Below are 11,218 nucleotides of genomic sequence, written 5' to 3' on the forward strand. Positions count from 1 at the left end.
TCTTATTTAGTTAAATATGAATCATACCCTAAAAATCTTTCTGATAAAACAAAAGATTGATCAGAGTTTGTTTTATAAGTGATATGGATTTTTCTTGAGGAAATTAAAAAGAAGTTTAACACTTCCTTTATTTGTAAAACACTTTTTTCTAAAACTTTAAAGTTTTCTACTTCTTTTTCTAATACCACAACTACTTTAACATCATCTATCTCACTATAAACCTCACCACTTAAACCTAGATCTACTCCTAAAACAGCATCTCCTAAACTTAAAAAAGGAGATTCTTTTATAGCACAAGGTATATAACTAAGCTCTACTTTTAAGCCTAAAACAATTTGTATTAGTTTTTCTAACTCGACTAAATTCTCTTTAAAAAACTCAGACTTACATAAATTAAGAAATAGTTTATACAATGACTCATCTGATATTTCTATATCAAAACCTATAATTTGTTTAAAAATATTTAATAGGTTTTGTTTTGATTTTTTGTCTGAAAAAAAGTTTAAGCTTCTATTATTAATCCTAACTCTTTCTTTAAATATTTCTGTATCAAATAGTGTAAAAAAATTAATATCTCCTTTTTCTTTTTCCCTATTTCTACGAATTGTATCAACTACTTCTTTCTTATTATCTGAATTAACCCCTAAGGAAAGAGGGTAAAATAATATTTCTGGTAACTGATGATATATACTATTTCTACTTAAATTTACTACTAAGTTCTCTTCAAACCCTGTGTCTTTAGCAATAAAATTTGAATTAATAGACAAAACATCTTTAGATTGAGCTCTAGTATTCATACCGTGATTTTTCACAATTAATACTTCTGAGACATCTTTTTTTAATAAAAACTCTAATTCTTCAATAAAAACCTCACCTATAAAATTAGATGTCATATTACGAACAAGCTCGTCTATAACGGTATCATTTTCATTTACACTAGCTCCCATACAAGATTATTGTTTTTATAATCTAATAGTACATGATCTCCTTTATTTACCTGTTCAGAAACTATCATTTTAGATATTATCTTTTTCACGTATGTTCTTACAACTCCTGCAATGGGTCTGGCTCCATACTTTTGAGAAAATCCTTTTTTTGACAAGAACTCTAAAGCTTCATCAGAAATATCTAACACTATTTGTTTTTGTTGTTCTAATTGCTTTCTTAGTTTATTAAAGTGTATTACTAAAATATCTTGTGCTACTTTTTGATTTATTGGCGCAAATGGAACTACTTCTGTTAACCTCCCTAAAAATTCTGGTCTAAAGTGTTGTGCCATTACCTCTATTAACTCATTTGAGGTCGGAATTTTTCCTCCTGTTATTTGCTCAGCAATCCATTGACTACCTATGTTAGATGTAAAAATGACAATCGCATTAGAGAAATCTCCTTCTCTTCCTAATTTATCATGAATTACTCCTTCATCCATTAATTGTAGAAAAACATCATACACAGAACTGTGAGCTTTTTCAATTTCATCAAATAAAACTACTGAATATGGACGCTGTCTAATTTTTGTTACTAACATCCCTCCTTCTTCATATCCTACATAACCCGGAGGAGCTCCATAAAGTAGTGCTGCTGAATGTTCCTCTTTAAATTCAGACATATCAAAACGAATCATTGCTGTTTCATCATCAAATAGTAACTCTGCTAATGATTTAGTTAATTCAGTTTTTCCTGTTCCAGTAGGCCCTAAAAAGAAGAAAGAACCAATTGGTTGTTTAGGGTTACTAAGTCCACTTCGCGATTCAATAATAGCATCAGAGAGTGTTTGAATAGCGTTTGACTGCCCTTTAACTCTTTCTTGTAACTTTTTATCTATATTTAAAAGACGTTCTTTTTCTTCTGTTTGAATTTTTCCTAAAGGAATACCTGTAATTTCAGAAACAACAGCTTCAATATCTATTTCACTTACAGTATCGATTGGAGTCTTAGCTAGCTCTTTTAGCATAGATAAGAATTCATCTACCTTAGATATTTCTTCTTGTAAATCTGGATTATCAGATACTAAATTAAATGACTTGGTTACTTTTGAGGTTTGAATTACACTAACTTTTCTGTAAATGGTATTATAGATTAATTGTAAATCTGAAAATTCAAACTTTTCCGAGTCCTTAACTTCATTAAACTCTTTTTCTATTTTTCTAACCTCTGTTAATACCGTAGCGTTGCTCATCTTTACAGCTGCCACAGTTTTATCTATTAAATCTATTGCACCATAAGGTAACTTCTTTTCCTTAAAATACCTTTTTGAAAGATGTATAGATTCCTCAATTGCTCTATCTGAAATTTTAATATCAAAATGTAGTTCCAACCTTTTTTTATGTCTATGTAAACACTTTAACATCTCTAGGCTACCTAATTCCTCTAGCTTCAATATTTCTAACTTACCATCTATAGGGTGTCTTTCAAGATTTTTCCTGTATGAATCTGAATTAATTGTAAAAATCATATTAATACGCCCTTCACTTAATTGAGCGTTTAAAATATTAACAATAGCATTGGTTTTTCCTGATGCGTTTTCAAGCAATACATGAAGATCATCAATAACTAATATGGAAGGAGCATCAATAGACTCTAATTTCTCAAATAGTTCTGATATTTTCTTATTTACATCATTTTCAGAGCTTGCTCCTGCTAATAATTTTGGGACATTGAGTTTGAATACTAAGTGACTTTTCAAATACTCATCTGTACTATTACTCAATTCTCTTACAAAGTAGTTTACTGTTGCTGTTTTTCCTATGCCTGAATCTCCTACTAAAATAACTCCCTTGCTTTCTGATCTTTCAAAATTTTCTAAAATCAATCGAACTTCTTTTTCTCTACCTAAGATTAAGTTTCCTTTTTGTATTACCTCTTCTGTTTGAAGGTCTTCGATATAGGAACTTATTGCAGAAATATTTTCCTTAACATTTGATTCTAAAAAAGTAGGAGTATTAGCATTGTAATGATTTAAAATATCTTGTTCTGTTATACCTAATGTTTCTATTTGTTGTCCAGAATACACAACTCCCTCTCTTACAACTGCTGTAAAAATACATAAGGCATCAATATTTTCCGTTCCTAATTTAATTTTTGAACGTTCAGACTCTTCGAAAACCTTAGCAACTTCATGGTCTGGATTTACATCTCCAGAAGCTTTTAGCGGAGTTGACTTATACATTTCTTTCATTACCTCAAACCACTCAAGAATATAGTTAGCATCTTTACCCATGCTATCAATAATCTCTTCTAAACCAGTTGGTTCATTAATTAGCGATGTTATTAAATGACTAACACCATAGGTACTTTGATTTTCTCTGTAAGCAATACTTTTAGCTCTTTTTATGCTTGATAAAGCACTTGAACTGTAATCTTTTTCTATCATTTTTTTATAAAAAATACTTTATATGTTATATTTGATATTGATCTTTTTTCTAATTCTTTTTCAAGATAATAACTGAAAAGGTTTTGTTTTTCTTCAGAAATTAACTCTCTCTTAGTTTTTATGTATATATCTGTAGTTCTAATTAATCCTTTTTTCTTTTCTTTTGATATTGCAACACCATCTTTTATAGAAAGGCTCTCAACAAAATGCCCTATTTTATTGTTTATAAAACTTTTTACATCTTCTCTAGTTACAATTCTTTCTCTAGTAAGTAACCCATAGCGCAGTCCATTTATTTTGTCGTGCTCCTCTTTTCTTATATGCCCACCTATTGTATCTGTTTTGAGTTTTATTTTACTATCAATAAACTTACCTGTTCTATACTGATTAAAAGTATAACTAGTATTAATATCATTTGCGTGGTTTGCATTAGTTAGCCAATACTGAAATTCATAATTAAAGGCATCTTTATGTGGATAGGTTAACAAAAATGTTTTGTTATTATTTGCATTAACCTCACCAAATTCTAAATGAATTTTCTTATCAATCTCATCTAGTTTTTCATGCAAATCATCTAAATATGCTTGAATAATATCATACCCTATTGCAGAAAAAGCACTACCTTCTTCTCTTACAGTTTGAGAAGTTTTACTTAACATCATCTTAGCACTTCTTGTATCAAACCTTCCTATGTCTCCAAAGTAGAGAGAATAACCTCCTTCAAGACTTTCTGTAGAGTTTTCTATAACGTTACTATAACTATTTCCTTTATCATCACTTAAACTTTCTATATTTAAAAAGTAGTTTTCACCTTCACTCAGTACCGATAAGATCCTTCCATTTTTTCTAAAGTTATGTTGTTTATACTCTAACTTTCTGTTAACTACTGGAAAAGTATTTAAACTTACCTCTATTCCTTGTAGTTTCTCTCTAGAAAAAACTTCTGGTAACTTTACTTTAAACCATAAAAGCTTTTTATCTAAATCTTCAGGCTCAATAAAAAAATCCGTTTGCTCTCCAAATAATTCATTTATTGTTTTTTGTTGTCTACAAGACTCATTTAAATTTAAAGTATAAAAACAATCTTCATAAAAAGAAATTACATCTTCAAAGTAGTGAACTTCTTTGTTGTTATTTATTAAAACTTCCTTATCTAGAAACATTTCATTCTCATCAACATCATACACCTTCATTGTTTTTAAAAAAGGTAAAAGCGAAGTATCTTTTAGTATAAAACAAAGAGATAGATTATTAGTTTCTTCCAATAAATCATCTAAAATTTCAACACCAAACCAAAGTTCGTAATCTTTAATTTTCTTTTCTTCAGATAAATAAAGAGCATCCTCCATGTTACCAAATCGGTTTTCACAAACCAACAACTTATCATCGTACCCTAAATATTTAACAGATGCATTTATTAGCTTTTTTGTAATAATTGGAGTAAAAAAAACATCTAACTTATCTTCTCCAAATCTTCTCTTTGAGCAATAAAAATGATCTGAAACATTTAATTGTGTCGTATCGTCTTCCGGCTGAGCTTTTAATAAAGCATGTGAAGGTGATGGTAAGGACCACTTGTTACTTACCAAAATTCTAGATAACCTATCTAATAATTCTTTATCTGAAACATCTATTTGTTGGTGTAATTTTGATATTTCATAAGCAAAAGTATGTAAAAGCAAGTCTAAAATAGGATCTACACTTCTTTTATCTTTAATGCCCCATAATTCCATCGAACGCAATAGCATTCGATTTTTAATTTTCATAAAATATTCGTCTCTCATTGCTATTTTTATTTTTTTTATTGTGATAAAGGACTAATGTAAAAAAGTGTAGCAAAATTAAATGGCGCATCGGTTTCTATAATTGTACCAAATACTTTAATTTCTGCTTTTCTTCTTACATGAACATCCGTAGTCTCAGCATCATCATCTATTTCAGATAACCTTACACTAACTCTAATATCCTTGAGTCTTGGCTCATACTCAACAAAGGCATAATATAAAGAATCTTTAACTTTTTCTTCCCATTTATTAATTTTAACCAATTGGTTAAATTCTAAATCCCAAATATCGGAACCATAATTCGGTCTTCCAAAAACCTCACCTTGTTTTGAAGTAGCAATTATCATGAGGTGTTGAGCTATGGATTCTTCAAGTGTACACCCCAATCTATTATTTTCTTTATTTCTTTTTGTTATACTGGAAAAGTCTAGGGGGATCTTCAAATAATTCATTTTTCCTTAATTTTTTTCTGTAAAAATAATTTTTTTTATCAAATATTTAATAGATTCGTAGCAGAATAAAAAAAATTATTATGGCAATGTACAATTACGGAATTGGAGGCAATGAAGTTAAAGTTGATGCTAATGAATCAATCGCAAACATTTCTTCCAACAAAACTTTATTAATCCAAAAACTTACCGACGAAGCTCCTGCAACCCCCGAAGCTATCTATGGTTTAGACACAATCGAAGCTGTATTCGAGAAGTTTTCACCTTCAGTGAATCTTGAACACACCGATGAAAATGGCGCCGACGTTAAAGAATCTTTAAATTTCAACAATTTAGGTGATTTTAATGTTGAGAACATTAAGGCTAATAGCTCTTTTTTAAATAAGCTAGATATAGAAAAAGACCAGTATCTAAGAATTTCAAGACAACTATCTTCTAACAGAGCGCTAATGAAAGCACTTAGTAACCCTGAAACAAAAGATACCTTTATCAAAATTTTAGAAGAGTCAATTAAAGAAATCGAGCAAGCCGAACAATAAAACCAAAAAAAAACATAATTAGCTATGTCTACAAAAGTAAAAACGCAGCAATCGGAAGTAGTTAAACAACAATCCCCTAGTCAAGAAGTAGCTAACGCTATTGATGGCATAAAAGAGTACGGTGGTTTCTCTTTTATCGAAAACATCGTTGATGGTTACTCTAACTTGAACCCAAAAAGAAAAGCTAGAAAAAGTCTATTTTTAAACGACGAGCAGTGGAAAGGAGAAAGAAAAAACTTAAAAAACAGACTTTCTGTTTGGTTAGAAATTCTTAAAAGTAGTGACAGTATCGAATCAATGTGTGATACTGCAAAAGAAAAATCTACCAGCATAGAAAGTGTTTTAAATTACAATCTTAAGAAAACCTTAGAAAAAACAAAAGAACTAGAAACCTCTTATAGATCAGTAGCTTTATTCTACAAAAACACCGAAAAAGACAAAGTAAAAAACATCACCATCTTAAATGCCGATTTAAGTCAATTAAAAGATTTAGAAAATCCTCTTTTTATAGACTATGTATCAAATGAGTTTAAACAAAACTTTGATAGATTAGATTTAAAAGACAACTACTCTATATTAGTAGTTCCTGGTTATTTAGGATCTAACGTAGTCTTAGACAAATGGTCTAAAATAGCACATGACAACAAAGCTGTTTTATTAACAGACTTCCAAGATCTTGAAACACCTGACGACATTGTTGACATGTTCTCAAATGCAAATCACTCTGGTGGCGAAATTCACAAATCAAACACTTTAATGACTTGTAACTGGCTACTAGGAAGAAAAAAAGAAGATGCCGTGGGTGAAGAAGACAACCTATACGTTCCGCCATCTTCTGCTTTGGCTGGTAAAATATATCACACATTAATGTCTCAAGTAGTAGCAGGTAAAAAATTTGGAGGTATTAATGAGGTAGAAAGTGTACGATTCGATCTTAAAAAGAGTGAAATTTCAGAAATTGAAAAAATGGGACTTGTTCCTATGGTTAACGAATATAGTAAAGTAATGGCTTTTTCAGCCAAGACTTTATTTAACGGAGACAACTTAGGTTTACAAACTTACTCTGTTGTAAGAGTATTCGATCACATAACAAAGGTTTTATTTGACTTTTTAAATAGAAGAGCTTTTGAAAACTGGAGCTCTAGAACTGAGGCTGATTTACGTCGCCAAATAGTTAAATTCTTAGACGATATTCAAGGACCTACTAAGCTAATTGAGCGTTTTAAGGTTATAAAAATAGAACAAGATCAAAATCAAAAAGACCGTGTTTTATTAGATATTCATATCACTCCTTATTTTCCTGCTAAAAGCTTTGTTATCCAACTAGATGGACACAAAGGAGATGGTCCTGAAGATGCTGTTTGGCATAGTGAATACGTTCAACAGTAATTTTATACTACAGAGAAAAATAAAAAAGCAAAGGTTTTTAACTTTTGCTTTTTTTATTGAAAATATTTTAGCTATCACATAACTTTAAACTCATTCTTTTTGAAATTGTATCGTCTTTCACAAAAAAACACTTAAAACCTCTTGTCTAAGCTATAAAAAATAAAATTCAGTTTTTTATCACAATCCTTACAACTATTTTTGTAAGCTTTAAGCACTCTTTACGAATAAGATAAAAAATATTTTCATGAACATACAAGAACTAAAAAACAATATAGACTTAATAGTTAGTAATAATTCTTCTAAAGAAGAAAAACTACAACAAATCTGCGATTATTTAGCTTCAGAAATCTCTTACTATGACTGGGTTGGTTTTTACTTTAAAAATGGTGATAAAAACGAGTTAAAACTAGCTCAATTTAACGGTGAACCTACAGAACACACAATCATCCCTTTTGGAAAAGGTATTTGTGGACAAGTAGCAGTTAGCAATAAAAACTTTGTTGTACAAGATGTTAGTGAACAAGACAATTATATTTCATGTGGTTGGAAAGTAAAATCTGAAATTGTAATTCCCATCTTTGTAAACGGCGAAAACATCGGTCAAATAGATATTGACTCTCATACTGTTAACCCTTTTACTAAAAACGACGAAGATTTATTGGAATATATTTGCAAAAAAATAGCTAATTTTGTATAATTATTTTATAATCACTTGATTATTAAGTTTTTTTTTACTTTATTTGATGTGATTTTAAACAACCCCATTAATCCCCTTAAATATGAGCAATAGAGAACATCCTTCTTATGCAGCATTAGGCAGTGCTAATGCTCGTTCAAAATCTCAACAATCTTTAATAGAAAAATTCACAATCTGGTTTCGAAACTTCTTAGAAACAGCAGAGTAATTTATATTTATAGTTTTGTTGTATTAAAACACCACCAAAGAATATTTTTGGTGGTGTTTTCAATCTTAAAAGCTAAAAAAATATTGTGTGTCGACTACTCTTTTACTAGCTTTGCAAGCTTAACAACACAACAATAATGAACAATATAAAAACTATTAAATCAGCGTTAATTTCTGTTTTTCACAAAGACGGATTAGAGCCTATTGTTAAAAAACTTAATAATCTAGGTGTTACTATATACTCTACGGGAGGTACTGAAAAATTCATCAAAGACTTAGGTGTTAATGTAGTACCTGTAGAAGATGTTACTTCGTATCCTTCTATCTTAGGAGGAAGAGTAAAAACGTTACACCCTAAAGTTTTTGGCGGCATCTTAAACAGACAAGATCACGAAGGCGATATTACTGAGATGGAAGAATATAACATTCCTCAGTTAGATTTAGTAATTGTAGATTTATACCCTTTTGAAAAAACAGTTGCTTCTGGAGCTTCAGAGCAAGATATTATTGAAAAAATTGATATCGGTGGGATTTCGTTAATCCGTGCAGCTGCAAAAAACTTTAAAGACACTGTTATTATTTCTTCAATGGAACAATATGAAGATTTCTTAACTATTATTTCAGAAAGCAACGGAGAAACTTCGTTAAACGATAGAAAAAAGTTTGCTGCTAAGGCTTTTAATATCTCCTCTCATTATGACACTGCCATTTTCAATTATTTCAATGAAGATGAAGTTGTATATAAAGCTAGTGAAACTACATCTAAAGTATTACGTTATGGAGAAAACCCTCATCAAAAAGGTTTTTTCTTTGGCGATTTAGATGCTATGTTTGATAAGCTACATGGAAAAGAATTAAGCTATAATAACTTATTAGATGTTGATGCTGCTGTTAATTTAATAGAAGAGTTTAAAGGTGAAGATCCAACATTTGCTATTTTAAAACATAACAATGCATGTGGTTTTGCTCAACGTAAAACAATTCATCAAGCTTATATAGACGCTTTAGCTGGTGACCCTGTTTCTGCGTTTGGAGGGATTTTAATTTCTAACACGAAAATTGATAAAGCCACTGCCGAAGAAATTCACAAATTATTCTGTGAAGTAGTTATTGCTCCTGCTTATGATGCTGATGCTTTAGAAATTTTAAAAGGTAAAAAGAATCGAGTAATATTGATTCAAAAAGAAATTGAATTACCTAAACAAACAGTTAGAACTGCTTTAAACGGAGTATTAGTTCAAGATAAAGATTATATTACAGACAAATTAGATGATTTAACTTACCCTACTAACAATAAACCATCAGAAAATGAGTTAGAGGATTTGTTATTTGCATCTAAACTATGTAAAAACACTAAGTCTAATACTATTATTTTAGTAAAGGACAAGCAATTATTAGCTGGGGGAACAGGTCAAACAAGTAGAGTTGATGCTTTGAGACAAGCTATTGAAAAAGCTAATAGTTTTAACTTTGACTTAAACGGAGCTGTTATGGCTAGTGATGCTTTTTTCCCTTTTCCTGACTGTGTAGAAATAGCAGATAAAGCAGGTATAAAAAGTGTAATTCAACCAGGGGGATCTATTAAAGACCAATTAAGTATTGATTATTGTAATGATAATAATGTAGCAATGGTTTTTACTGGAACTAGACATTTTAAACATTAATTATATTGAGTGTAAAATACCCACAGATTTTTATTAGATTTGTGAGAATACATTAAAATTAAATATAAATAACGAAATCTTTATGGGTTTTTTCGATTTCATGACAGAAGATATTGCAGTAGATTTAGGTACTGCAAATACACTTATAATCCACAATGGTAAGGTAGTTATTGACAACCCCTCTATTGTTGCTAGAAATAGGCTCACTGGTAAAATTATCGCTACAGGTCACGAAGCCAGTAGAATGCAAGGAAAAACCCATGAAAACATCAAAACTATACGCCCCTTAAAAGACGGTGTAATTGCTGATTTTCAAGCTTCTGAAGAAATGATCAAGGAATTTGTAAAACAAATTCCTGCTATAAAAAAGAGATTATTTCCACCATCATTACGAATGGTAATCTGTATTCCTTCTGGAATTACTGAAGTTGAAAAACGAGCAGTTATTGATTCTGGTCGTCACATGAATGCTAAGGAAATCTATTTGATTTACGAACCAATGGCAGCAGCTATTGGTGTTGGTGTTGATATAATGGAGCCTAAAGGAAACATGATTATTGATATAGGTGGTGGTACAACTGAAATTGCTGTTATAGCACTAGCTGGTATTGTCTGTGATCAATCAGTAAAAGTTGCTGGAGATTTATTTACCAGCGATATTATGTATTACATGCGTACGCAACACAATTTATATGTTGGGGAAACTACTGCCGAAAAAATAAAACTACAAATAGGTTCAGCTACAGAAGATTTAGACACACCTCCTGAAGACATGATGGTTCAAGGACGTGATTTATTAAGTGGAAAGCCTAAACAAATACAAGTTTCTTATCGTGAAATTGCAAAAGCTCTAGATAAATCAATTTTACGTATTGAAGATGCCGTAATGGAAACACTATCTAAAACACCTCCTGAATTAGCTGCTGATATTTACAATACAGGTATTTATTTAGCTGGGGGTGGATCAATGCTTAGAGGTTTAGATAAGCGTTTATCTAGAAAAACAGATTTACCAGTATATGTTGCTGAAGACCCGTTACGTGCTGTAGTTCGAGGAACAGGTATTGCACTTAAAAATTTAGAAAAATACAAAACTGTATTAATCAAATAAATTTG

The 11,218-nt window shown here is 30.4% G+C and carries 10 protein-coding genes; 6 read left to right on the plus strand and 4 right to left on the minus strand.

What is annotated here, in order from left to right; genetic code table 11:
- Nucleotides 1-2 precede the first annotated feature (2 nt).
- From NH341_RS13655 to NH341_RS13670, 4 genes are read right to left on the minus strand one after another with little or no spacing between them, the layout of a single operon-like run.
- Nucleotides 3-947 carry a hypothetical protein gene (locus tag NH341_RS13655; RefSeq protein WP_073184337.1) on the minus strand — a complete coding sequence of 315 codons (945 nt, stop codon included), beginning with the start codon at nt 945-947 and terminating at the stop codon, nt 3-5.
- The gene (locus tag NH341_RS13660; protein ID WP_073184335.1) at nt 932-3,373 is read right to left on the minus strand and encodes an AAA family ATPase; all 2,442 of its coding nucleotides are present in this window, start codon (nt 3,371-3,373) and stop codon (nt 932-934) included. The genes NH341_RS13655 and NH341_RS13660 overlap by 16 nt, the downstream gene beginning before the upstream one ends.
- Nucleotides 3,370-5,157, minus strand: coding sequence for a type VI secretion system baseplate subunit TssF (locus tag NH341_RS13665; protein WP_156167107.1), 1,788 nt, complete (start codon nt 5,155-5,157; stop codon nt 3,370-3,372). Before NH341_RS13665 ends, NH341_RS13660 begins: the two co-directional genes overlap by 4 nt.
- A gap of 17 nt (nt 5,158-5,174) precedes the next feature.
- A complete protein-coding gene (locus NH341_RS13670) occupies nt 5,175-5,609 on the minus strand; it encodes a GPW/gp25 family protein (protein ID WP_047790408.1) in 435 nt (144 codons plus the stop codon).
- An 80-nt stretch (nt 5,610-5,689) separates the two neighbouring features.
- Between NH341_RS13670 and NH341_RS13675 the strand changes: the two genes are divergently transcribed.
- From NH341_RS13675 to NH341_RS13695, 6 genes are all read left to right on the plus strand, one after another.
- A complete protein-coding gene (locus NH341_RS13675) occupies nt 5,690-6,145 on the plus strand; it encodes a hypothetical protein (RefSeq protein WP_047790407.1) in 456 nt (151 codons plus the stop codon).
- A gap of 24 nt (nt 6,146-6,169) precedes the next feature.
- A complete protein-coding gene (locus NH341_RS13680) occupies nt 6,170-7,534 on the plus strand; it encodes a DUF5458 family protein (protein WP_047790406.1) in 1,365 nt (454 codons plus the stop codon).
- Between the two features lie 244 nt (nt 7,535-7,778).
- Nucleotides 7,779-8,231, plus strand: coding sequence for a GAF domain-containing protein (locus NH341_RS13685; RefSeq protein ID WP_047790405.1), 453 nt, complete (start codon nt 7,779-7,781; stop codon nt 8,229-8,231).
- 82 nt (nt 8,232-8,313) lie between these two features.
- Nucleotides 8,314-8,439 carry a hypothetical protein gene (locus tag NH341_RS15375; RefSeq protein ID WP_255724779.1) on the plus strand — a complete coding sequence of 42 codons (126 nt, stop codon included), beginning with the start codon at nt 8,314-8,316 and terminating at the stop codon, nt 8,437-8,439.
- Nucleotides 8,440-8,575: 136 nt separating this feature from the next.
- Entirely contained in the window at nt 8,576-10,102 is a 1,527-nt protein-coding gene (gene purH, locus NH341_RS13690; protein ID WP_073184329.1) for a bifunctional phosphoribosylaminoimidazolecarboxamide formyltransferase/IMP cyclohydrolase, read from the plus strand.
- Nucleotides 10,103-10,184: 82 nt separating this feature from the next.
- Entirely contained in the window at nt 10,185-11,213 is a 1,029-nt protein-coding gene (locus tag NH341_RS13695) for a rod shape-determining protein (RefSeq protein ID WP_047790403.1), read from the plus strand.
- The last annotated feature ends 5 nt before the right edge of the window (nt 11,214-11,218 follow it).

The sequence above is a fragment of the Tenacibaculum sp. XPcli2-G genome (assembly GCF_024124505.1).
Lineage (GTDB): Bacteria > Bacteroidota > Bacteroidia > Flavobacteriales > Flavobacteriaceae > Polaribacter > Polaribacter mesophilus.

Coding starts and splice junctions, on each gene's coding strand:
- NH341_RS13695 (WP_047790403.1), top strand. CDS start 10,185: ATGGGTTTTTTCGATTTCATGACAGAAGATATTGCAGTAGATTTAGGT.
- NH341_RS13685 (WP_047790405.1), top strand. CDS start 7,779: ATGAACATACAAGAACTAAAAAACAATATAGACTTAATAGTTAGTAAT.
- NH341_RS13655 (WP_073184337.1), bottom strand. CDS start 947: ATGGGAGCTAGTGTAAATGAAAATGATACCGTTATAGACGAGCTTGTT.
- NH341_RS13660 (WP_073184335.1), bottom strand. CDS start 3,373: ATGATAGAAAAAGATTACAGTTCAAGTGCTTTATCAAGCATAAAAAGA.
- NH341_RS13670 (WP_047790408.1), bottom strand. CDS start 5,609: ATGAATTATTTGAAGATCCCCCTAGACTTTTCCAGTATAACAAAAAGA.
- NH341_RS13675 (WP_047790407.1), top strand. CDS start 5,690: ATGGCAATGTACAATTACGGAATTGGAGGCAATGAAGTTAAAGTTGAT.
- purH (WP_073184329.1), top strand. CDS start 8,576: ATGAACAATATAAAAACTATTAAATCAGCGTTAATTTCTGTTTTTCAC.
- NH341_RS13680 (WP_047790406.1), top strand. CDS start 6,170: ATGTCTACAAAAGTAAAAACGCAGCAATCGGAAGTAGTTAAACAACAA.
- NH341_RS13665 (WP_156167107.1), bottom strand. CDS start 5,157: ATGAGAGACGAATATTTTATGAAAATTAAAAATCGAATGCTATTGCGT.
- NH341_RS15375 (WP_255724779.1), top strand. CDS start 8,314: ATGAGCAATAGAGAACATCCTTCTTATGCAGCATTAGGCAGTGCTAAT.